We start from the raw sequence: 23140 nt of genomic DNA on the forward strand, positions 1-23140 counted from the left end.
CCGGATCCGTTTTCCTGGGGGTTGTCATGCCATTCATCACCGCGGACGAGGCCGTCGCCCACGAGCTGCACGGGGTGCGCTTCGTGTCCTATGCCGCATCGGCGCTGGGCAGCAAGGAGTTGTGCGCCTGGCGCGGGGAGGTGCCGGCCGGGAGCGGCGGGCAGGTCCACACGATCAGCCGCGAGGAGGTCTTCCTCGTGCTGTCCGGTTCCGTGGAGCTCACGATCGACGGCAGCACACGGCTGCTGGGCGTCGGGGACGTGGCGATCGCACCGGCCGGCTCCACCCTCGGCGTCGCCAATCCGACGGAGGAGCCGGCCGGGATGTGGGTCACCACGAGCGTCGGGCTGACAGCCACACTGCCCGACGGTTCGCGGATATCCCCGCCGTGGGCTAGCTGAGGGCCGACAGGCAGTTCGTGGGGGTGGCGTGCGCCGGATCCAGCGCGTTGGCCACCTCGTGGAAGGCGATGCGGTCGGTCAGGCCGATCGCGACATGCTCGGAGACGTCGACCGCGCACAGGTGCTGGAGCAGGACGTTGTGCACGTCGGGCCCGGACAGCGCCTGGGTGGTGTACGGGGTGACGACCTCGTCGTAGATGGTCGAGATCACGGTGTAGTGCACTCCCGGCACCGTGTCGCCGACGGCGTTGAGCGTGCGGATGAAGGGTGATCCGGCCACCTGGTCGGCCAGGCCCGGGAGGGTGCCCTGGAGGAGGTCCGCCGCTCCGGGGAAGTACGGGAGGAGCTTCGTCAGGCCGTCCAGGGTGGTCCCGTGGTTGTCGGGCGCCAGCGCGACCAGGGCGTTCACCTTGGCGGCGCCGCCGAGGAATTTCAGGTAGTAGTTCGGCATCATGCCGCCCTGCGAGTGGCCGACGAGGTCGGCCTTGGCGGCGTGCGTCGCGGTGAGCACCCGGTCGGTGAAGTCGGAGAGCTGCTGGGCCGAGTCGGCGATCGGGCCGAGGCCGCCGATCAGGTTCTCACCGGGCAGCATGCCGTAGTCGAAGGAGTAGACGCAGTAGCCGCGATCGACCAGATAGGGGGCGAGGACCAGCCAGTTGTCGGTGCCGTTGGCGAGGGTGCCGTGCACCAGGACGACCGGGCGGGGGTGCTGCGCCGAGGGGCGGCAGGAGAAGTCGTTCCAGCCGCTGGAGGGCGCAGAGCCGGCGGACGCGGCAGCGGTCGGGACCATCACCGCCGCCGCGGTGAGTGAGAGCGCGGCCAGGAGCCGGCGCCAGGGCAGCTTCATAGGATCTCCTCGCAGGTCAGGGACATGGGGGGATGCACGCTCGCCCTGTGATCCGGATCACTGACTTGCCGGGCTCATGACAAGTTACGCACGAGTAGGAAGGAGAGGGCTAGTTACGCGCGGGTAAAAAATCCATGGCCTGGATCCCACGCTGCGTCAGCTGTGCACGGTCGGGCGGGGCGCGGCGGGCGGCCCATGCGTTCGCCGGGCGGACTCCAAGCCCTGCCCCGCTGGTTCCTGACGTGGCATCGGGCCCGCTCCCGGATCGCTGCCCCGAGCCGGGACGGCCTCAGGTGAGATCCGGCCGGGCGCCGGTGCCGGAGACCTGCACTGTGCCGCTGCCGGCCTGTGCATGCCCGCGGCGGACGAGGGAGCCCCCGGCGGCAGGGGCCTGGCCGCCCTCCTCAGCGGCGGCCTGCGCCAGGCCGCCGGGACGGATCGGCTCCGCCCTTGAGGCGGCCGGGCACGGACGGTTCACTCGTCGGCCCGGCCTCGGACACCGCCTCGCCTGGCAGGGGCACGGCCAGCGTGGCCGGGTGGACGGCATGGGGGCCGAAGCGGCGGCGGGCCCGGTCGGCCGCGGCCTCGACGGCGCGGGCGCGGGTGTCGGCGGAGTCCAGGCTGAGTTGGCGGGTGGCCTCGGCGACCGGCCGCAGGCGGTCCGCAGTGAGGACGTAGCCGCGCACCCGCGCGCGTTGCAGGCCGAACGAGGTCAGGATGCCCACGGCGGTGGCGGTCAGCAGGGGCGAGTGGGCGGTGGGCTCCGGCACCGCACGCGTCCGGGTGGTGGCGCTCCGGTCGGCGTACCTGAGGGTGAGCGTGAGCCGGCCGGTGACCTGCGCCTCGTTCCGCAGCCTGCGGCCGAGCTCCTCGGCAAGGCCGAGCACGGCGCGGTGGTGCCGTACGGGGTCGAGGCAGTCGCGGTCGAGTACGAGGTCGGCGGTCACGCGGGCCGCGGGGGCCTGCGGGGTGACCGGGCGGGGGTCGTGGCCCAGGACCCGTTCGGCGAGCAGCCGCGCGGGAGCGGCACCCAGGATCCGCTGGAGGGTGACGGCCGGAGTGTCCGCCACCTGGCCGATGGTGCGCAGCCCGTAGGTGCCGAGTGCGGCGGCGGTGGCCCGGCCGACGCCGGGCAGCGCGGCCACCGGCCGCGGTCCCAGCCAGGCCGCCACCGCCGCCCGGTCGCCCGGGATGCGTGTGGTGTGCCCGGGCGGCGAGGCCGCCGCGGCCATGGCGGCCAGCATCGGGTTCCCCGCCAGCCCCGCGCTGGTCTCGATGCCGTGGTGGGCCGCGACCCGCATCCTCGCCATCTGCACCACCTCGTAGGGGCCCCGGTCGAAGTAGCGCAGCGCCGAGGTCAGGTCGAGCTGCACCGCGTCGGGCGGGAAGGCCTGGACATGCGGGGTGATCCCGCTCAGCAGCTCCAGCACCTGCGCGTACGCTTCCTCGCCGAGGTCGCCGTGCAGGTGCAGATGGGCGATGTGGCGCGCGCTCATCCCGCGCTCCCCGGGCTGCGGTGCCCCAGTTTCCGCAGGTCGGCCGAGCGGCTGCCGGCGGGCTGCAGATCGGCGTAGGGATGCAGCCGGGCGCCCGCCGTCCCGTCGGCGAGGGTGCGGCGCGGCTGGGCGGGAGTGGGCTGCGGACGGTTCGCCCCGAGCAGTGCCAGGGCCGCCTCCGGGCCGTCGTCGCGGCGCGCGGCGGCGACCTCCTCCAGGTCCCAGGCCATGCTGCCGACGACGGTCCGCCGGGTCCCGCGGACCTGCACCGTCCCGCGGACCAGCAGCAGCCCGGAGTGGAAGACCGTGTGCGCGCAACGCTCGTGGGAGTCCTCGAAGAACGCCAGGTCGACCAGCCCCGAGCCGTCCTCGAGCGTGACGAAGATGACGCGCTTGCCGCTGGCGATCGGCGGGGTCTGGGTGGAGGCGCGCACCCCGGCGACCAGGACCTGCTGCCCTGCCCGCAGGTCGGCCAGGTGGGCGGCGTCCGTCGCGCCGACCTCCCGCAGCAGCCGGTGGTGGTATTCCATCAGGTGCCGGGAGACGTCGATGCCGAGCGTGTGCAGCTCCGCGCCGAGCGCCTCCCGCCCCGTCATCTCGGGCAGCCCGCCGGGCTCCGCGGCCCCGATCGCGTCGGCGGTGAGCGGCAGCTGCCCCGCGGCCGCGGTCCTGGTGCGGGACTGCCGGTGCAGTTCGGCGATCTGCAGCAGCAGGTCGCGCCGGGTCAGCCGCCCGTCGTGCAGGGTGTCCAACGCCCCGATTCCTGCGAGCTGTTCGGCCACCGGGCGGCTGGGCCTTGCCCGCTGCCAGAAGTCGGACAGCGATCCGTACGGGCTGCCGGCGGCGATCCGCGCGCACTCCTCCTCGCTGATCCCGCGCACTCCTGACAGCGCGAGCCGCACCCCCCACCGGCCGTTCTCCGCGCGCTCGACGATGTGCTCCGTGCGGGAGAGGTTGACGTCCACCGGCAGCACCGGCACCCCGTGCCGGCGGGCGTCGGAGACGATCACCCGCTTGGGCCACATGCCGGGGTCGTGCTCCAGCAGTCCCGCCAGCAGGAACGCCGGGTGGTGCGCCTTCAGCCAGGCCGACTGGAGGGCCGGGACGGCGAAGGCGACCGCGTGCGCCCGGCAGAAGCCGTACGCGCCGAACGACTCGACCGTCGCCCACACCTCGTCGCGGACCTGCGCGTCATAGCCGCGGGCGGCGGCGGCGCGGTGGAACCAGTCCCTGATCTGCGGCAGCTTCTCCCGGTCGCCGAGCAGCCGCCTGCCGACCTCCGCCCTGGCCCTCCCGCACCCGGTCATCACGTCCAGCGTCTCGATGACCTGCTCGTGCCAGATCGTCACGCCGTAGGTGTCGGAGAGCACCGGCTCCAGATCGCGGTGGGCGTAGTGCGGTGTGCCGCCGTGCCGGGCGGCGATGTACCGCTCGGGCATGCCGCCGGCCACCGGTCCCGGGCGGAAGAGGCTGATGTCGGCGATGACGTCCTGCACGTCCCTGGGCTGCATCCTGGACAGCAGGTCCTGCTGGCCGGGTGACTCCAGCTGGAACATGCCGATCGTCCGGCTCTCCTGGATCAGCTTGAAGGCGAAGACGTCGTCCAGCGGCACCTGCCGCGGGTCGTCCAGGTCGACGTGGTCGCCGGTGGCCCGCTCGATCTCGGCGACGGCGTGCGCCATCGCGGACTGCATCCGCACGGCCAGCACATCGAGCTTGATGTTGCCCAGCGCCTCGACCTCCTCCTTCGCCGCCATCGCCATCGGGTAGTCGCCCTGCGGGGTGGGCTGCACCGGGAGGCGGTCCAGGAGGGTGGCGTCGCTGATGATCACACCGCAGGGGTGCATGGCCATGCCGTTGACGAGCGAGTCGAGCCCTTGCGCCAGCTCCCACAGCGGCCCGTACCTGGACGCCTCGGCGGCGAGCCCGCGCAGTTCCGGCAGCTCGGCCAGGGCACCGGTGATGTCGGACGCCCTCAGGTGCGGGAAGCTCTTGGCGATCCGGTCCACCTCGTCGGGGGCGATCCCCAGGGCGAGGCCCGTGTCGCGCAGCGCCCTGCGGGCCCGGTACGTCTCGGGCATCGCGGTGACCGCGACCCGCTCATGGCCGAAGCGGCGGAAGATCGCGTCGTAGCACTCCAGCCGGCGCGCCGACTCCACGTCGATGTCGATGTCGGGCAGCGAGTCGCGCCGGACGCTCAGGAAGCGTTCGAACAGCAGCCGGTGGTCGAGCGGGTTGGCCGTGGCGATGCCCAGCGCATGGCAGACCATCGACCCCGCGCCCGAGCCGCGGGCCGCGACCCGGATGCCCAGCTCGCGGATGTCGGCGACCACCTGGCCGACGGCGAGGAAGTACGCGTCGAAACCCAGCCGGGTGATGATGTCCAGCTCATCCGCCATCCGCTCGCGTGCGGCCCGGTCGCGGTCCAGGCCGCGCCGGGCCAGACCCGCCATGGACTTCTCCCGCAGGACTTCGGCGGCGCCGCGCGGGCCGGCTCCGACGACCTCGGGTTCCGGGAAGTGCCGGGCCCCGAGCCCGAGGTCCGCTCCCGGGTCGAGGGTGCAGGCCGCCGCGGCCGCGGCGGTGTCGGCGAGCAGGCGGCCGGCCCTGTGCGGGCCCGCGCCGGCGCATTCGGCGATCTCCTGCGCGACCCGGGCCATCTCCGCCTCGCCCCTGAGCCAGCGCTGCCCGCCGTCCAGCCGGCGCCGGTCGATGGGCCGCAGCAGCCGCGCCGCGTCCAGGACGTCGGCGAGGCGGTGCTGGTCGGGGTCGGCGTAGCGGACGGCGTTGGTCAGGACGGCGGTGGTGCGGGTCCTGTCGGCGAGCGCGAGGGTGCGGGCGGCCAGCCGCAGCGACCCGGGGCCGGTCCCTGACCGGCCGTGGACGACCGCTTCGAGGCGCAAGCCGTCACCGAAGACCTCCCACCACGGCCGCAGCAGTCGCACCGCGAGATCCTCCCGCCCGGCGGCCAGCGCCCGCGCCGGCTCCGAGAGCGGGCCGAGCAGCACGGTCAGGCCGGCGCCGCCGTGCTCGCGCAGCGCCTCCCACGGCACCTGCACGGGGGCGGCCCCGCTCGCCGTGCCGGCGTGGGCGGCGCTGGTGATCCGGCACAGCCGGGCCCAGCCCTGGCCGTCCTGGGCGAGCAGCACGAACCGCAGCGGCGGCTCGACCACGTGGGCGCCGCCGCGTACCGGGGTCCTGCGCCGCTGGGCGGGGGGCGGCGGAGCGAGTGGCGCCACGGCGAGGTCGATCCCGAAGACCGGCCGCACCTCCGCTTCCGCGCACGCCTGCGCGAACCGCACCGCCCCGGTGACGGTGTCCCGGTCGGTCAGCGCCAGTGCCGTCATGCCGCGTTCCGCCGCCCGCCGGGCGAGCTGTTCGGGGTGGGCGGCGCCGTACCGCTCGGAGTAACCGGACGCGACGTGCAGATGGGCGAAGCCCGCCATGCCGCACCTCCACCACTCCACCCCTTTTCAGCCATCCGCCCGATACGTTCCTCGTACGTTCGTTCGATTAGCTTAGCGCGGTCATCCCAGGTCAGCGAGTCGAACGCGCCGGCACCGGACGATCGGACCGTCGAAAACGCTGGCCGGATCCAGTGGTTCTGCTTCATCTCCCCGGCCCGGCAGCCGACTTGGCGCCGGGCAGCGCGAGGCCCGCCGCGACCGATGAGGTTCATCACGACCCGCGCGGCGGCACCGCCGCCCCGGGGCACGACCGGCCAGGGCCCGCCGCCCGTTCGAAGCCGGGGGCGACCCGCGGGCGACAGGCGGCGGGCAGGGCGCGGCGGCACCCACGTACCGGGCAGCCCGGCGACCCGGACGGCCCCGGGTCCTTCAGGGTCGCCGGGCCGCCCGGTACGGCTGACGGCCCCGGGCCTTCAGCCGGTACGGCCCCGGTCGCCGTCCGCGCCGGCCCCGCGCCTGGGCCCGGGTACGGTCCCCGCCACGGGGGGCGCCTCGGGTGCGGGCCTCACCCCGGGGGTCCGCGGGCGGCGCAGCAGCAGGAGCCAGGCCGCCGCCGCACCGGCCACCGCGACCGCGCCCAGCTGCACCCGGTAGTCGACCAGCGCGACCAGGACCGCGCCGAGCGCCGCGGCCACCGCGGTGGGCGCGAAGACCAGCGTGCCCGCGGCGGCGGCCACCCGGCCGACCAGGGCGGGCTCGGTGTGCTGCTGCACGGCGGTGAAGGCCGCGACGATCACCCAGGGCAGCCCGACGCCGATCGCCAGGGTCCCGGCGAGCACCACCGGCAGCGACGGCACGGCCCGTACGGCGGCGCCCGCGGTGAAGAGCAGCAGGCCCACGGCGGCGAAGGCGTGCTCCGGGAGCCGGCGCATGACGGCGCCGGCCACGGTTCCCGCCATGATCGAGCCCGCGCCCTGGACCGCGTAGAGCACGCCGACGAAGGCGGGCGGGCGGTGCAGGCCGGCGTCGGCCAGCTCGTAGATCGCGGCGCTGCTGATCCCGGACAGCAGCATGGCGGCGGACCCCGCGCCCACCAGGCGCAGCAGCGGCGGGTTGCCGCGCAGGGCGCGCACCCCCTGGGCGGTCTGCTCGCGCCAGCCGCCGGCCGCAGGGGCGGGCGGCTCCTCGCGGATCCGCAGCGCGCGGAAGGCCAGTGCGGCCAGCACGAAGGTGGCGGCGTCGAGCAGGGCGACGGCGCCGCCGCCCCAGCGCAGGAAGAGGCCCGCGCCGGCCAGCGGGGCGAGCAGCTTCATGGCCTCGTTGACGGTCATCCGCAGGCCGTTGAAGTCGCCGCGCAGCCCGGCCGGCACGGCGCTGGCGACCAGCCCCGCCTCGGCGGCGTCGCAGAGCACGGAAGCGGCGCCGACCGCGGTGAGCACCAGCAGGAGCAGCCAGACGTCCCGTCCCGAGCGGACCGCGAGCAGCACCGGGAGCAGCGCGGCGAGAGCGGCGTTGACGGCGATCAGCAGCCGCCGGCGGCGGAACCGGTCGGCGACGGTGCCCAGCAGCGGTCCCGCCAGGGCGGGCACCCAGACGCAGCAGGTCACCGCGGCGGCCAGGCTGCTCGATCCGGTCAGCGTCTTCACCCACACACCGGCGACCAGCAGCATCGCCGAGTCCCCGAACCCGGAGACCAGGACCCCGCCCAGATACGTCGCCGCGTCCCGGTCCCGCAGTACCTTCCGCACCGTCATGACTCCCAACCTATTGCTTGGGAGTCTGCTGGACAATCTCCGCACCGGATCGCCGGCAGCGGTGTAATGGGCGTATGACCGCCACCGATCCTCTCCTGCGCGCCCTCGCCCATCCGGTGCGGCTGCGTATCGTGTCCCTGGTCTGGAACGTGCCGCTGTCGGCCGCCGAGCTGTCCCGCGAGCTGGGCATCTCGCACGCGCTCGCCAGCCAGCACCTGCGCCGCCTCGACGCGGTCGGCCTGGTGGAGCTGGCCGAGGTGCGGGCCAACCGCGGCGGGCGGGAGCGCCGCTACCGGGCGGTGCACGGGTCCCCGCTGTCGGACCAGCGCCACGAGGGGGTCCGGCTGATCGCCGAGGCGATGGCCCACAACCTGCGGGATCGCGCGGGCCGCCGGGAGCCCGGCGCCGAAGGGGTGACCTCGGACGCGGAGTTGTGGGTGGCGCCCGAGGTGTGGACGGATTTCAGGCACCGGCTGGCCGCGCTCTTCGGCGAGTTGCACGACGCCGCCCGGGCCCCGCACGCCCCCGGCACGGTCGGAATCGGCGCGACGGTGATGGTGTTCCCCCTCGCGGAACCCGAGGGCGCGGAGCCGCACGCCCCGATCCCGTACGACCAGGAACCGGACACTCGCGAGCCGGCCGACACCCGTGGGCCGGACGACCCCGAGGAGCGACCATGAGCCAGGACTCCGCCACCGACAACCTGCTCCAGCTGCTGCGCACGCAGCGCACCGGGGTGCTCGTCACCCTGAAGAAGGACGGCAGGCCCCAGCTGTCCAACGTGGCCTTCACCTACGAGGACGCCACGCGGACGATCCGCATCTCGGCGACCGACGACCGCGCCAAGACCCGCAACCTGCGCCGGGACCCGCGGGCCGGCTTCTACGTCGGCACGCCCGACATGCGGGCGTATCTGGTCGCCGAGGGCGACGCCGAGCTGACCCCGGTGGCCGCGGAGCCGCGGGACGCGACGGTCGAGGAGCTGATCGACGTCTACCGGGCGATCGCGGGCGAGCACCCGGACTGGGACGAATACCGTGCCGCGATGGTCGCCGACCGGCGGCTGGTGATCAGCCTGCGCGCGGACCGGGTGTACGGGGCGGGCGCGGCCGGGCCGTTCAGCGGTCCGCTGGACTGACCGGCCGGCGGGTCAGCCGGCGGTTCCCGCCGCCCGGGTCAGCCGGGCGGCCACCGTCCGCAGGTGGTCGGCGAGTTCGGGCGGCTCCCTGATCTCGAAGTCCACGCCGAGCATGCCGACGTACATCGCAAGCGCGTCCAGCGACTCGAAGCCGGTGCGCAGTTCGCAGCTGAGGCCGTCGACCGGGGTGACGGTGCCGAAGCCCGACCAGTCGTACTGTGCGAGCGATTCCGCGGAGGTGTGCAGGACGATCACCGCCTGGTAGCGGTAGGCCCGCGAGGTGACGCCCTTGGCGACGTAGGCGGCCGCGTCCTCGGGCAGTTCGCGCGGGGTGAAGCGGGGCCCCGTGGGGGACTTGGGCTCGATCCTGTCGACCCGGAAGGTGCGCCAGTCGTCGCGGTCGGTGTCGTGGGCGAGCAGATACCAGCGGCGGCCGTGGTGCACCAGGCGGTACGGCTCGACCGTGCGGTGGCTGGCGGCACCGCCGTGGTCGAGGTAGTCGAAGCGCAGTTTCTCGCGGTCCCGGCAGGCGGCGCCGAGCACGGTCAGCACCTGCTGGTTGACGGTCGGGCCGGGGCGGCGGGACTGCACGGTGACGGCCTGCATCGACTGGACGCGGTGCCGCAGCCGGGACGGCAGCACCTGTTCGAGCTTGGTCAGCGCGCGGACCGAGGTCTCCTCGATGCCCTCGACGGTGCCGCCGGCCCCGGTGCGCAGGCACAGCGCGACGGCCACCGCCTCCTCGTCGTCGAGCAGCAGCGGCGGGAGTGCGGCGCCTGCGCCCAGCCGGTAGCCGCCCGCGGTGCCGGGGGCCGCGTGCACCGGGTAGCCGAGCGCCCGCAGGCGCTCGACGTCGCGGCGGACCGTGCGCGCGGTGACGTCGAGCCGGTCCGCCAGTTCCGGGCCCGTCCAGTCGCGGCGGGACTGGAGCAGCGACAGCAGGCGCAGCAGCCGTGCGGAGGTTTCCAGCATTCCGCCAGTGTGCCAGCGGTCGCGGACAGCCACTGACCGCGAGGAAGGCCGCTGGACGGCGGACGCGTACGCCCCCGCCGCGCAGGGGCACGGCGGGGGCGCGAGCGGACGGGAGAGCGGGTGCGTCAGAAGACGCTGACCCCGTACGCGCTGAGCGCCTCGGTGACCGGCTGGAAGTAGGTCGTACCGCCGGAGCTGCAGTTGCCGCTGCCGCCCGAGGTCAGGCCGATGGCCTTGGCGCCGTCGTAGAGTGAGCCGCCGCTGTCGCCGGGTTCGGCGCAGACGTTGGTCTTGATCAGGCCGGAGACGATCCCGTCGGCACCGTAGTTGACGGTGGCGTTGAGGCCCTGGACCGTGCCGCTGTGGATGCCCGTGGTGGAGCCGCGGCGCTTGACGGACTCGCCGACGAAGGCGTTCGCGGCGCTGGTGATGTCCTGGCTGCCGACGGTGCCGTCATGGGCGACGGAGCTGTCGTAGCGGACGATGCCGTAGTCGTTGCCGGGGAAGCTGCTGCCCACCGTCGGGCCGATGTACGTACCTGAGCTCGTGTAGTAGGCGGGCAGCCCCTTGGTGCAGTGGCCCGCGGTCAGGAAGTAGTACGTGCTGCCGCTGCGGACGTTGAAGCCCACCGAGCAGCGCCAGCTGTTGGTGAGGACCGGGTCGCCGCCGGACAGCAGCTTGCTGAAGGTGCCGGACACCCGGGTGATGCGGACGGCGTCGCCGTACGACGCGGTGGCCTTGGTGAGCGCGGCCAGCTGGGCGGGGGTCACCCGGCTGTCGGCGTTGATCTCCAGGGTGTTGGAGCGGGGGTCGACCGACCAGGCGGTGCCGGCGATGTCGGCGGCCTTGGTGGTGTCGCCCGCCTTGGCGAGCTGGGCGGCGCTGTGGGTGACCAGGCGGGGTGTGGCGCCCGCGGCACGGACGGTGTCGGCCGCGGCCTGGCTGGTGACGTTGACGACGGTGGTCTTGGTCGAGCTGTCGTAGTACGTGCCCGCGGTGCGGTCGGCACCGAGGTGGGCGGCGAGCGACACCGCGGCTTCCGGGGTCGCCTTCGCGGCGCCGGAGGACGCGGCGCCGGCGGACGGAAGGGCGAACGCGCTCGCGGCGAGCATGCCGGTGGTGACGGCGAGGAGTTGTATGCGTCGGGTGGACTTCACTCGTTCCTCCTGTGGGGGTGGAGGGGGAATTTTGTCGATGTACTGTCAGGCGCACCGATAAACGAACGCGCTGTCAGCCTGACGGGCACTCATGGGAGTATTCAGGCCTCACAGGGAACACACAAGAGGGCCTGAGTACCGGAAACCAGCTGGAAACACACGCGACCCGGCGGGCTCAAGTGCGCCGGGCGCAACGGCATATGACCCGGGCTCCACCGCTACCGCACCGGCCGCGGCAGGCCCAGGTGGTCGCGCAGCGTCTCCCCCGTGTAGGCGGTGCGCAGCGACCCGCGCTCCTGGAGCAGCGGCACCACCCGGTCGACGAACGCGTCGAGGCCGCGGCCCGCGGCCGCCGGATCGGGGCGCAGCACGAAGCCGTCGGCCGCGGCGCTCTGCACCCCCGCGTGCAGGCGGTCGGCGAATTCCCGCGCGGCCGCGGGAGTCGCGGCGGCGTCCGCGGCCAGGTCGACACGGGACAGCACCCGCGCCCGCCGCCCCGCAGGCGGCCGCCCGGCGAGCAGCACCTCGGCCGTACCGCCGAACCCCATGGCCACCGGCCGCCCCTGCGGGCCCGCCGGATCGCCGAACCGCCAGGGCGGCCCGCCCGCGCGCCCGCCGCTGAGCCGGTCGAGCGCGGCGATCCCGCGGGCCAGCTCGTACGATCCGCGCCCGGCATCCGGCGGCGGGACAGCCACGGCGAGGCCGATCCTGGTGGTGACCGCGGCCAGCGCGTGCAGCACGGTGACCGGGTCAGGCCCGCAGCGCCCGCCCCGGTCGGCGGTGGCTCCGCCTTCCCCGGCGGTGAGCAGCACGAAGTCGAACAGGCCGCGCTCCGCGGCCCTGGCGAGCGCGGCCCACGTCTCGAACTCCGGCGCCGGCGCCCCTGGCCCGCCCCTCGGCAGCTCGACTGCGAGATGCACCTGCCGTGCACCCGGGGCGGCCGCCCGGCCGCCGGTCACCAGCGCACCCCGACCTCGGCGGCCCGTCCGCCGGCCAGGACCATGCCCCCGACGGCCGCACCGACAGCCGCACCGGCACCCGCACCCGCACCCCGGGGCACTCCCGCCGCGGGCGGACGGCGCGCGGTCATGTGAGCACCCGGGCGGCCGGGCGCGGCGGGCGGTGGAGGCCGAGGTGTTCGCGCAGGGTCGCACCCGGGTGGAAGGAGCGGAAGAGCCCCCGGTGCTGGAGCAGGGCGGCCGTGCCGTTCACGAAGCGCTCCAGGTCGCGCCCCGCCTCCACCGGTCGGACGTGGAAGCCGTCGACCGCGCCCTGGCGCCGCCAGTCCGCTATGAGGGCGGCCAGGTCGACGGGGCCGCCCCTGAAGAGCACCCCGCCTGACGCGTCGGGCAGCAGCGCGGTCTCGGCGCCCGGTTCCCTGGCGGCCTCGCCGCCGCAGAGGTCGACCGACAGGTCGGCGAGCACCAGCAGCCGGTCGGGATCGCGGCCCGCCTCTGCGGCGAGCCGGTGGAGGTCGGCCCTGATCCGGCCGGCGCCCTCCGGCCGGGCCGCCCGGACGAAGGCGATGTCGGCATGCCTGGCGGCGACGGCCCTGGCACCGGACTCGGTGGCATCGAGCGCGGTGACCGGTGCGGCCCGCGCCGACCACGGCCCGCGCCCGCCGCGCCACATCCGGGTGACCGCGTCGGCGGTGTCGGCGGCGGCCCGCCACACGGCCGCCGGCCGCTCGGGCTGCCGCCCGCGCCCTCTCGTGGCCGGTGGTGCGGGCGGGACCGCGAGCGTCCAGCCGGCCCGGCCGCGGCTGACCCAGTCGAGGGTGGCAACGGCCGCGGCCACGTCCGCGGGCTCCGCGCCGCCTGAGGGCACGGCGGGCACCACGCCGATCCTGGCCGTCGCGGGCGCCACCGCCGCCAGCTGGGCGACCGCCTCCAGCGGCCCGCAACCGTCCGCGGCGCCGAATTCCAGCGTGACGAAGTCGAGGCCGCCGCTCTCGGCGAGCCGGGCCAGCTCCCGATGGTGCGCGCCCTCGTGCCCCGCGCGGCCGCCGCCGATGGCCGCGGCCAGGTGCAGGGTGCGGCCGGGGCGGTGCGGCACGGCGGAAGCGGGCGGCGGGGGTGCGGAGGGATACGAGTGGGCAGGCATGCGAAGGCTCCGTCGACACGCGGAAGAGGCACGGGTGGTGCCTTCACACACAGCCGCCGCGTCCCTCAACGCGGCTGAGCCACAAGGGGCTTCATCGAAGGCTAAGCCGCCGTTGTCGACCGCTGTCAAGCGTGTCCAGTCCGTGGACAGCGCGTCTCGCCGTGGTTGACGGATCACGGGAGCGGCTGCTGCACTGTCCCCATGCGCAGCTGCCGGCTCGTCACCCGCGACCACATCGACTTCGGTCGGGTGTGGTCGGCCTCGTGTTGCGGCCACTGACCCGCCTCGACGGATCGTCCGGCCTTCACACACGCTCGCTTCGCGCTCTTCCGCCCCTCCCTCGGGCTCCCCGCACGGTGTGACTCCGCCGCGGCGCCGCCGGCTCGACGAGCCGGCTCAGCAGTCGCAACCGCAGTCGCAGCAATCGCAACCGTCGCATCCATCACAGCAGTTGCAGCAGTCACAGCAGCCATCGCAACCGTCACAGCCGTCGCACCACGGATCCCTGCGCCGCCCGTTCCACGGGTCCTCGTGCTCGGCGCAGCACAACTGGCAGGTGCAGCACAGGCCCGTGTAGACCAGGCATCCGGCCAGCAGCCCGCGCCGCCGCCGCGGCGGCTCCGGGGGCGGGAAGCCGCCGGGGAATCCGGGGCCGCCCGGCGCGTAAGGGCTCTGGCCCGGCGCTCCAGGCGCGTAGGGATTGCCGCCGAAGGGATTGCCGCTGTCCTGCACCGGGGCCCCCGCGGCCTGCGGAGCCGCAGGCGGCTGTATCCCGTGCGCGCAGCCTCCGGCGCCGAAGGCCCGCTCCACCGACCGGCCCAGCTCGTGCACCAGCAGCACATGGGCCAGCCGTCCGGCGGCCGAGCCCGCGAAGTCGGTGTCGCGCAGGGCCAGCCGTATGCCGTGCAGGGCGTCGTCGCACAGCCGGCGCGCCTCCGCGAGGTCGGTGCCGGTCGCGGTGAGCGGGTTCCAGGCACCCGAGCGGGTGTCGGCGGCCAGGTCCTCGACCGCGTCGAGCAGATGGGCGAGCCGTCCGAACAGCCTGCCCGCCTCCTCCAGCGGCGGCTTGTTGGCGGGACATCCCGCGAGGACCGCGGTGTGCGCGAAGGCGGCGGCGGTGGCGGTCTCGGTCGGCTCGGTGACGGCAAGCAGCGGGGTGCCGGGGCCGGCCGCCGCCTCGATCGCGGCCTGCCTGCCGGCCGCGTCGACCAGTACCGCGGTGTCGAAGCCGAGGTCCCCGCCGGTCCTGGCGCCCGCCCGGTCCCAGCGGCGGGCCACACCGCGGGCCGTGGCGGCGACCGGGCGCCGCCGGTAGAGGCCGTCCCGGTCCTCGACGTGGTCGCGCATCTTGGCCGACGCGAGGACCAGCGACACGGCCGCGGCCAGCCGCGCGCCCTCGCCGGTGGCGACCGGCGCGGTCCGCATGCCGCGCAGCGGGCACGGCCCCGCGGTCCTGCGCCGGTCCGCGGTCGCGGCCGTCTGGGCCTCGACGAGGACGGAGATGATCAGGCCGTCGTAATTGGTGGCGATTCTCGCGACCTGCCCGTGCCCGTCCCGCAGCGCGAGGCACAGCCCGCACAGATGGGCGAGCCAGGATGCGGCCATTCCCTCCGACATTCGGTGGCGGCACGGCCTGATGATGCCGAACATTCATTCCCCCCGGTGACCCCGCGCGTCCCGCAATTCCCGCGGGCCACGCCGAAACTCCTTCAAACGGCCACGGGTCATGTTATCGCCTGTCGGATCATCGTCAGGGAATGCATGATGGGTACCTGCAGAACCGGGCAGACGGCCTGCGCAGGGCCGTACGGCCCTGCCCGTCACCCGGACGTGAAATGCGTTCCCATCGGATCGTCACCTTCCCTACACCTCGGGCGGGCTGACGGTACGCCACTATCGTGTGTGCCAGTACCGTCACAACTCGCCTGAGTGGCGGCTATCCGCTTGGCGCATCATCCACTTCATGGACGACGATAGGACTTGCGGACGGACGGTACTGACCGCGTGTGAGAGAGGAGGCGTCCATGGGATCGGTTCGACGGGCGAGTGCCTGGCTGGGCCTCGTCGACGACAACGGTGGCGAGGGTTACTACGACGAGGAGTACGCCGACTACGGCGAGGGCTCCGAGCGCGCCGACACCTGGGTGACGGATCCGCGGGTGCGGGTCGCCACCGAAGCCGCGCACGAGCAGGGCCGGCGGATCGCCACCGTCACCCCGGACGGCTTCCGGGACGCACGCGGCATCGGCGAGCTCTTCCGTGAGGGTGTGCCGGTGATCGTCAACCTCACGGGCATGGAGTCCGCGGACGCCAAGCGCGTGGTCGACTTCGCCGCCGGCCTCACCTTCGGCCTGCGCGGTTCCATCGAGCGGGTCGCCACCAGGGTCTTCCTGCTGACCCCGGCCGACTACTCGGTGCTCAACGCCGACAGCCGCCGCGGCGGCGACGGCTTCTTCAACCAGAACTAGCCCCTCATGTGCGCGGCCTGCCTGGCCGCGTACATGAGGGCGGTCGGCCTGCACGGGAGCCGATGGCCGGCCCCGAGGGCCTTCCCAGGGGCTGGGTGCCCCTGCTGCCGAACGGTGCGTAGCCTTTCCGGGCATGACGTTGTTGCCCGACCTGCCTCAGAACGCGGCGCTGCTCGAACAGCTACGGGCACAAGGCGTTCCGCAGAGGCACGGTGACTACGCCTACGAGGGGTGGGAGCTGCACGCACACCCCGAACTCGCCGAAAGACTCGCGGACCTCGCCCCCCACTGCCCGATCCTCGCGGTCTACGGCTTGCCTGTGCTGGCTGCCGACGGCATCGCTGCGGTGGTCGCCCGGGGCACGAGCGCGCTCCTGGTACGCCTTCCCGAAGCGCCACCCGAGATCCTTGAGCGCGCAGCGCCCTACCCGCCCCTGACCGATCCCGGCCGGGGCTGGTACACGGTCTCCCCCTGGCAAAGAGAACTGGGCCTGGCGGCATCCAAGCGCCTGCTGTCACAGCTGGTCCGGCGTGCGCTCACGCATGCGGCACGCCTGGCGCAGAACGGCGGCACCGACCGGCAGGGCCCACCCTGACCGGCAAATGGCAGGAAGGACCGCGACACCTGCGGACGTCCTTCTGCCGCCACCCGCCCGTGCCGATGGCACCACCCCCTGCGTCAGGTGGGAGTCCTGCCGTGCGCGCGTCCGCGCCCGCGCGCCGCGGTGCATCCTTACGGCCTGTCGACCGGGCACACCCCAACACCTCCGGAACAATCGGGACACTTCCGACAGTCTTCTGGAGGCGCCGTGACGTCCGTCCCGCCCGTGCCGGAGCCGCCCTCCGGCGCCTCCCGCGTGCCCGAGACCCCCGCCGGCAGGCTGGCCCGCATCGGCGGCTTCTGCGCCCGGCACTCGCCGTGGGTGATCGCCCTGTGGCTGGTGCTCCTGGTGGCCGCGCTCGGCGGCCGGCACATCGTCGGTGCGACCTTCAGCGACCAGCTCAGCCTGCCGGGCAGCCGGTCGGACACCGGTGGCGACCTGCTCAAGGCCTCGGACCCGGCGGCGGCCGCTCCCAACGGCCTCGTCGTCTTCCACACCGGCAGCGGTACGGTGGCCGACCACCAGCAGTCCGTGGACTCGGCGGTCTCCGGCCTTGCCGCGATGCCGCACGCCACCGCCGCCTCGGCCCTGGTCACCAGCAAGGACGGCGCGACCGCGTACACCACGGTCTCCTTCGACGAGCAGCTGAAGTCCCTCGGCCACGGCTACGTCGACCAGCTCGACAAGGCGACCGCGCCCGCCAGGTCCGACGGCGTCCAGGTGGAGTACGGCGGCGGCCTCGACCAGGTCACCAACGCCCCGGCCAACGACCTGACCAGCGAACTCGTCGGCATCGGCGCCGCCCTGGTGATCCTGCTGCTGGTCTTCGGCAGCGTGCTGGGCGCCGTGCTGCCGCTGCTGTGCGCGCTGGTCGGGGTGCTGGTGGGCATCGGGGTGGTCGGCATCGTGGCAGGCGTGGTCACCTTCTCCACGTCGGCCCCGACGCTGGCCACCATGATCGGGCTCGGCGTGGGCATCGACTACGCGCTCTTCCTGACCACCCGTTTCCGGCAGGACCTGATCGACGGCCGCTCCCCCGCCGACGCCGTCACGCGCACCTGCGCGTCCAGCGGCCATGCGGTGCTGGTGGCCGCGACGACGGTGGCGGTGGCGCTGCTGAGCCTGTACGCCTGCGGCCTCAGCTTCATCGGCAAGCTCGGCCTGGCCGCGACCATCGCCGTGGTGGTCACCGCGAGCGCGTCGCTGACCCTGGTGCCCGCCGCGCTGGCGCTGACCGGCCGCGCCATCGACCGCGTGAAAGTACGCCACCGTCCGGTCGCCGAGACCGCGGGTGAGGACGACAGCTGGCACCGCTACGCACGACTGGTCTCCCGGCACCCGGCGGCCTTCCTGTCCTGCGGGGTCGCACTGCTCGTGGTGCTCGCCGTGCCGCTGTTCTCGATGCGGCTCGGCCATGTCGACGACGGCGCCGCGAAGTCCGGCAGCACCAGCAGGGTCGCCTTCGACCTGATCTCGGCCGGGCAGGGCCCCGGCTTCGGGCCGGGTGCCAACGCGCCCTTCACGGTGGTGGTCGACGTCTCACACGCGACCGTGCCCGCCGACCAGGTCGGTGACGACGTCGACAAGGCGCTCCAGGACACCCCCGACATCGCGCAGGCCACCGAGCTCCAGCCGACCCCGGACGGCAAGCTGCTCGTCGGCACGGTCACACCGGCCGACGATCCGCAGTCGGCCGCCACCGGGGGGCTGTTCAACGCGCTGACCGACCATGTGCTGCCCGACGCGCTGCGCGGCACCGGCGCGCAGGGCTATCTCACCGGCACCGCCGCCGGCCAGTTCGACTTCCGCGACACGGTCAAGGACCGGCTGCCGATCATCATCGGCATCGTGCTGGTCGCCGCCTTCGTGCTGCTGATGACGGTCTTCCGCAGCCTGGTCATCCCGCTCAAGGCGGTGATCCTCAACCTGCTGACCACCGGCGCCTCCTACGGGGTGCTGGTCGCGGTCTTCCAGTGGGGCTGGGGGACGGGGGCGCTCGGGCTGCCGGAGGCGGTGCCGATCGAGTCGTACGTGCCGATGATGATGTTCGCGATCGTCTTCGGGCTCTCGATGGACTACGAGATCTTCCTGCTGTCGCGGATCTCCGAGGCCTGGCACCGCACCGCGGACAACACCAGGTCGGTCGGTGCGGGGCTCTCCGCGACCGGCCGGGTGATCTCCAGCGCCGCCTTCATCATGACCGCGGTCTTCCTGTCGTTCACCGTGTCGCCCACGGTCGTGGTCAAGATGCTGGCGCTGGGCCTCGCGGTCAGCGTGGTGCTCGACGCGACGGTCGTGCGGCTGATCCTGGTGCCGTCCACGATGTTCCTGGTGGGCCGGGCCAACTGGTGGTTCCCGCGCCGCCTGGACCGGATCCTGCCGCGGGTGCACATGTAGCCGGCGCCGCCCCGGCTTGTGCCGGAGGCGTTCCCCAGCCGCGGAAGCGTCCCTCAGCCGCGGAAGGCGTCGAACCCGGTGAGCGCCTTGCCCAGGACCAGCTGGTGCATCTCGACGGTGCCCTCGTAGGTGAGCACCGATTCGAGGTTGGTGGCGTGCCGCATGACGGGGTATTCGAGCGAGATGCCGTTGGCGCCGAGCACGGTCCTGGCGGTGCGGCAGATGTCGATGGCCTCGCGGACGTTGTTGAGCTTGCCGAAGCTGATCTGCTCGGGGCGCAGCCGCCCGGCGTCCATCCGCCGGCCGAGGTGGTGCGCGAGCAGGATGCCCTTGTGCAGTTCGACGGCCATGTCGGCGAGCTTGGCCTGGGTGAGCTGGAAGCCGCCGATCGGCCGGCCGAACTGCTCGCGGGTGCCCGCGTAGTCGAGCGCGGCCTCGAAACTGGCGCGGGCCGCGCCCATGGCGCCCCACACGATGCCGTAGCGGGCGTGGCTCAGGCAGCTCAGCGGCCCGCGCAGCCCGGTCGCGCCGGGCAGCACCGCGTCTGCGGGCAGGCGTACGCCGTCGAGGACGAGTTCGCTGGTGACCGAGGCGCGCAGGCTCCACTTGTGGTGGATCTCGGGGGCGCTGAAGCCGGCCGTGTCGGTGGGGACGGCGAAGCCGCGGATGCCGTCCTCGGTCTGCGCCCACACCACGGCGACACCGGCGACCGACCCGTTGGTGATCCAGGTCTTGCGGCCGTCGAGAACCCAGTCGGAGCCGTCCCTGCGGGCGCGGGTGCGCATCCCGGCCGGGTCGGAGCCGTGGTCGGGTTCGGTGAGCCCGAAGCAGCCGATGACCTCGCCCGCGGCCATCCGCGGCAGCCACCGCTCCTTGTGCTCATCGGAGCCGAAGCGGTGGATCGCGTACATCGCGAGCGAGCCCTGCACCGACACCAGCGAGCGGATGCCGGAGTCGGCGGCCTCCAGCTCCAGGCAGGCCAGGCCGTACTGCACCGCGCTGGCACCGGCGCAGCCGTAGCCGGTCAGCGGCATGCCGAGGGCCCCGATCGCGCCGAGTTCCCGGGCGAGCTCCCGGATGACGGGCAGCTCGCCGCGCTCGTACCAGCCGGCCACGTGCGGCAGCACCCGGTCGGCGGCCCAGGCCCTCACGGTGTCGCGCACCGCGCGGTCCTCGTCGCTGAGCAGGTCGTCGAGACCCAGCGGGTCGTACGGGTCGAACGGCGGCAGGCCGGACGTGGACGCTTTCGCTGCGGGCGGCATGGCAGGGGACCTCCGGCCCAAAAACCAGCAGTGGTGACAACGGTTCCCGGCTGACGTTACGGATCAGTCTGCCGCGCGTCCAGAGCGTACGGCCGCCGGCGCCTCGGAGCGCGCCGCGAGCTGGGCGTCCCTGCTCACCGCGGGCCGCGGATCGCGGGGGGCGCATTCCATCGCGCGCGGCAGCCGCAGCGCCGCACAGGCGCCGAGGAGCAGCAGGACCGCGCTGACCAGCAGCGTCATATGCATGCCGAAGACGAACGAGTGCCGCGCGGCGTGCCGCAGCGCTGCCCCGCTGCCGCCGCCGAGCCGGTCCGCGACGTCGTAGGCGCCGCCCAGCGACTGGCCGGCGGCCGCGCTGTCGGCGGAGTCGACGCCGGGGACGTGCGGGTCGTACGCGGCGTTCATCACGCTGCCGAGCAGCGCGATGCCCATCCCCGCGCCGAGCTGGTAGGACGTCTCGCCTATCGCTGCCGCGCCGCCCGCCTGGCGGGCAGGCGCCTCACTGAGCATCGACTCGTAGGCGCCGAAGAGCGTCGCTTCCAGGCCGGCCCCGAGCATCACGAAGGCGGCCGTGAGCAGCAGCGGGCGGTCGTGCTGGCCCATCGCGGTCAGTGACAGTACGGCCAGCGCGGTGAGCAGGAAGCCGCCCGCCACCATCCGCCGCGGCCCGAAGCGCTGGAGGAGCCGGGAGCCGGCCAGGCCGGCCGCCATCGCGGCGAAGGTCAGCGGCAGCAGCCGCAGGCCGGTGTCGAGGGGGCTGAGGCCGAGGACCAGCTGGAGGTACTGGACGGCGACCAGTTCGAGGCCCACCAGGGCGAGCATCGCCAGCACGATGCAGCCGACCGAGGTGGTGAAGGCCGCCTGCGCGAACATCCGCACGTCGATCAGCGGGTGCTCGCGGCGGCGCTGGCGGCGCACGAAGAGCACCAGCAGGGCGGCGCCCGCGACCAGCGGCAGCCACACCGAGGTGTCCAGCGGGGACGCGCCCGCGCCCAGCCGTTTGACGCCGAAGACCGCGCCCAGCACGCCGAGGGCCGCGGTGACCGCGCCGAGCACGTCCCATGGCCCGTCGCAGCCGCCGCGCGACTCGGGCAGCAGCAGCCGGCCGACCGGCAGCATCACCGCCATCAGCGGGATGTTGATCAGGAAGACGGAACCCCACCAGAAGTGCTCGATCATCAGGCCGCCGAGCACCGGCCCGACCGCGGCGCCCACCGCGGCGACCGCGCTCCACATCCCGATCGCGAGCGCCCGCTCGCGCCGGTCGGGGAAGACCTGCCGCAGGATCGACAGGGTGGCGGGCATGATCATGGCGCCGCCGGCGCCGAGCAGCGCGCGGGCGGCGATCAGTACGTGCGGGGTCGGCGCGAAGGCGGCGAGCGCGGAGGCGGCGCCGAAGAGCGCGTAGCCGGTGAGCAGCACCCGGCGGCGGCCGATCCGGTCCCCCAGCGTCCCGAACAGGATCAGCAGCGAGGCGGCGATCAGCGGGTAGGCGTCGACGATCCACAGCAGGTCCTGGGCGCCGGGGTGCAGGTCCTCGGTGAGCGCCGGCACCGCGACGTGCAGCACGGTCGCATCCAGGGCCACGATCAGCAGGCTGACGCAGAGCACCACCAGGATGGTCCACCGGCTGACCGGCCGCGTCATGGGCCTACCTCCACGAACGAGTGAGCCGCCAGCGTACGCGAGACCAGGCGGGGCTCCGGCGGGCTCCGAGGGCGTTCGCGGACACGCTGTACCGGCCAGCGGACGGGAAACTCCGGAGAAAGGGCAGGGAAATAAGCGATAAATAAGAACACGGCAGTGTGAGTATCAACACCCGAACATAAACTTCAGACCTTCCCGTATTCCGCCGAAACCCCGTCAGCCAAAGGGGTGGTGAGACGCAGTCCACATCACATCGTCATTACAAAGCAGGCCGTTCGGCCGACCCAAGCCGTCACACGCTGTAACGTCGATTGAGTGCGTACCGATGACAGGCTCCACCGCGCCGCGGAGCGCCCGGCCCACCGCGCTCTGCCGCGGATGAGTCGAACACGCGTATGGCTGTTCGGTGCGACGCTGGCGGTCTACGTGGCCATCGTCGTGGGCGTCCTCACCACATCCAAGCTGGTGACGCTCGACTGGCAGGTCATGCTCTGGCGTCCCTACAAGCAATGGCCGCAGATCCATGCGTTCCTGGACTACTTCGTGGTCCTCGGCCAGCGCGGACCCACTGCCGTGATGGTGCTCGCCTGGCTGGGCTGGCGGGCGTGGCGACGCCGCACCCTTCACCCGCTGCTGGTGCTGGGCACCTCCCTGCTTCTGCTGAACATCACCGTCGGGGCCGTGAAATACGGCCTCGGACGGCTCGGCCCGCATTACGCGACGACCGTCGGATCGGCCGAGATGTTCGCCGGCGGCGACATATTTCCCTCGGGTCACACCGCCAACGCGGTGGTGACCTGGGGCGTCCTGGCATATCTGGCCACGACCCCGCGGGCCAGGCGCTGGGGCTCGGTGGGCAGCGCGCTGCTGGCGCTCGGCGTGGGCGCCACGACGGTCTACCTCGGCACGCACTGGGTGAGCGACGTCCTGCTCGGCTGGGCGGCCGGCCTGCTGATCCTGCTGGCGCTGCCGTGGTTCGAACCCGCGATGGCCTGGGCCGAGGACTTCCTGACCGGCTCCTGGGCACGGCGGCGCGACCGCTCGCGCAGCCTGGCCCGGCAGACCATGCCTGCCGCCGCGCTCGCCCGGCAGCAGGAGGACTCCGCCGACGGGACGCAGGCGGCCCGCCCCTCGGTCGCCGCGAGCAGCGCCACGACTCCTGCCGGCACGGCGACCGCACCGGGTGCGAACACCCCGCACCCGCCGATCCGGCCGCCGACCGGCCGCCACGAGCGCACCCCCAGCACTCCCGCGGGCAGCCGCCGCCCCCCGGTGGAACGCCCCCGCCCGGCTCCGCCACTGGTCCACCAGCAGGCCGCCCGCCGCCGGGGCGTCGCGGGCTGATCCGCCCACCGGTCACCGGGCCGGGGGGGGGGGGGGGGGGGGGGGGGGGGGGGGGCCGCCGGGCGGGGGCCCGGGGGGGGGGGGGCGCCCTGGCCCCCCCCCCCCCCCCCGGCCCGGGCCCCCGCCCCCCGCGCGCCGCCCCCGGC

At 74.0% G+C, this 23140-nt stretch carries 18 protein-coding genes; 7 read left to right on the plus strand and 11 right to left on the minus strand.

Features of this window, described 5'->3' with window-relative positions; translation table 11 throughout:
* Positions 1–26: 26 nt before the first annotated feature.
* Entirely contained in the window at positions 27–401 is a 375-nt protein-coding gene (locus ACGFMP_RS12370) for a cupin domain-containing protein (protein WP_393672060.1), read from the plus strand.
* Here ACGFMP_RS12370 and ACGFMP_RS12375 read toward each other — a convergent pair.
* The 4 genes from ACGFMP_RS12375 to ACGFMP_RS12390 all read right to left on the minus strand — a co-directional run bounded on the left by ACGFMP_RS12375 (position 394) and on the right by ACGFMP_RS12390 (position 7905).
* Positions 394–1248, minus strand: a complete 855-nt coding sequence (locus tag ACGFMP_RS12375) for an esterase/lipase family protein (RefSeq protein WP_393672062.1) — start codon at positions 1246–1248, stop codon at positions 394–396. The two genes, ACGFMP_RS12370 and ACGFMP_RS12375, sit on opposite strands and share 8 nt — an antisense overlap.
* Positions 1249–1652: 404 nt before the next feature.
* Positions 1653–2744: an ImpB/MucB/SamB family protein gene (locus tag ACGFMP_RS12380; protein ID WP_393672064.1), complete on the minus strand. Its 1092-nt coding sequence runs from the start codon at positions 2742–2744 to the stop codon at positions 1653–1655.
* Entirely contained in the window at positions 2741–6190 is a 3450-nt protein-coding gene (locus ACGFMP_RS12385) for a DNA polymerase III subunit alpha (RefSeq protein ID WP_393672066.1), read from the minus strand. Before ACGFMP_RS12385 ends, ACGFMP_RS12380 begins: the two co-directional genes overlap by 4 nt.
* Before the next feature lie 434 nt (positions 6191–6624).
* Positions 6625–7905: an MFS transporter gene (locus tag ACGFMP_RS12390; protein WP_393672067.1), complete on the minus strand. Its 1281-nt coding sequence runs from the start codon at positions 7903–7905 to the stop codon at positions 6625–6627.
* Positions 7906–7979: 74 nt separating this feature from the next.
* On the opposite strand from ACGFMP_RS12390, the gene ACGFMP_RS12395 reads away from it, so the two are divergent.
* Positions 7980–8585 carry an ArsR/SmtB family transcription factor gene (locus ACGFMP_RS12395; RefSeq protein WP_393672069.1) on the plus strand — a complete coding sequence of 202 codons (606 nt, stop codon included), beginning with the start codon at positions 7980–7982 and terminating at the stop codon, positions 8583–8585.
* A complete protein-coding gene (locus tag ACGFMP_RS12400; protein WP_393672070.1) occupies positions 8582–9043 on the plus strand; it encodes a PPOX class F420-dependent oxidoreductase in 462 nt (153 codons plus the stop codon). Before ACGFMP_RS12395 ends, ACGFMP_RS12400 begins: the two co-directional genes overlap by 4 nt.
* Positions 9044–9055: 12 nt before the next feature.
* On the opposite strand, the gene ACGFMP_RS12405 is transcribed toward ACGFMP_RS12400, so the two are convergent.
* The 5 genes from ACGFMP_RS12405 to ACGFMP_RS12425 form a co-directional block, all read right to left on the minus strand.
* Positions 9056–10015 carry a helix-turn-helix transcriptional regulator gene (locus tag ACGFMP_RS12405; protein WP_393672071.1) on the minus strand — a complete coding sequence of 320 codons (960 nt, stop codon included), beginning with the start codon at positions 10013–10015 and terminating at the stop codon, positions 9056–9058.
* 125 nt (positions 10016–10140) lie between these two features.
* The gene (locus ACGFMP_RS12410) at positions 10141–11172 is read right to left on the minus strand and encodes a S1 family peptidase (protein ID WP_393672072.1); all 1032 of its coding nucleotides are present in this window, start codon (positions 11170–11172) and stop codon (positions 10141–10143) included.
* A gap of 218 nt (positions 11173–11390) precedes the next feature.
* Entirely contained in the window at positions 11391–12092 is a 702-nt protein-coding gene (locus ACGFMP_RS12415) for an LLM class flavin-dependent oxidoreductase (protein WP_393672073.1), read from the minus strand.
* Positions 12093–12258: 166 nt separating this feature from the next.
* Entirely contained in the window at positions 12259–13275 is a 1017-nt protein-coding gene (locus ACGFMP_RS12420; RefSeq protein ID WP_393672074.1) for an LLM class flavin-dependent oxidoreductase, read from the minus strand.
* Between the two features lie 396 nt (positions 13276–13671).
* Entirely contained in the window at positions 13672–14925 is a 1254-nt protein-coding gene (locus ACGFMP_RS12425; RefSeq protein WP_393672075.1) for a DUF5685 family protein, read from the minus strand.
* A 374-nt stretch (positions 14926–15299) separates the two neighbouring features.
* Between ACGFMP_RS12425 and ACGFMP_RS12430 the strand changes: the two genes are divergently transcribed.
* The 3 genes from ACGFMP_RS12430 to ACGFMP_RS12440 all read left to right on the plus strand — a co-directional run bounded on the left by ACGFMP_RS12430 (position 15300) and on the right by ACGFMP_RS12440 (position 18741).
* The gene (locus ACGFMP_RS12430; RefSeq protein WP_393672076.1) at positions 15300–15743 is read left to right on the plus strand and encodes a cell division protein SepF; all 444 of its coding nucleotides are present in this window, start codon (positions 15300–15302) and stop codon (positions 15741–15743) included.
* Positions 15744–15876: 133 nt separating this feature from the next.
* Positions 15877–16338: a hypothetical protein gene (locus ACGFMP_RS12435; RefSeq protein WP_393672077.1), complete on the plus strand. Its 462-nt coding sequence runs from the start codon at positions 15877–15879 to the stop codon at positions 16336–16338.
* Between the two features lie 213 nt (positions 16339–16551).
* Complete coding sequence (locus ACGFMP_RS12440) at positions 16552–18741, plus strand: MMPL family transporter (RefSeq protein ID WP_393672078.1); 2190 nt, start codon at positions 16552–16554, stop codon at positions 18739–18741.
* A 53-nt stretch (positions 18742–18794) separates the two neighbouring features.
* On the opposite strand, the gene ACGFMP_RS12445 is transcribed toward ACGFMP_RS12440, so the two are convergent.
* Together ACGFMP_RS12445 and ACGFMP_RS12450 are read right to left on the minus strand one after the other, a co-directional pair.
* Positions 18795–20003, minus strand: a complete 1209-nt coding sequence (locus ACGFMP_RS12445; RefSeq protein WP_393672079.1) for an acyl-CoA dehydrogenase family protein — start codon at positions 20001–20003, stop codon at positions 18795–18797.
* 63 nt (positions 20004–20066) lie between these two features.
* Complete coding sequence (locus tag ACGFMP_RS12450; RefSeq protein ID WP_393672080.1) at positions 20067–21650, minus strand: MFS transporter; 1584 nt, start codon at positions 21648–21650, stop codon at positions 20067–20069.
* Between the two features lie 378 nt (positions 21651–22028).
* On the opposite strand from ACGFMP_RS12450, the gene ACGFMP_RS12455 reads away from it, so the two are divergent.
* On the plus strand, positions 22029–22994 hold the full coding sequence (locus ACGFMP_RS12455; RefSeq protein WP_393672081.1) for a phosphatase PAP2 family protein: 966 nt from the start codon (positions 22029–22031) through the stop codon (positions 22992–22994).
* Positions 22995–23140: the final 146 nt, after the last annotated feature.

The sequence above is a fragment of the Streptomyces sp. NPDC049040 genome, assembly GCF_043197715.1.
In the GTDB taxonomy this organism is placed as follows: domain Bacteria; phylum Actinomycetota; class Actinomycetes; order Streptomycetales; family Streptomycetaceae; genus Actinacidiphila.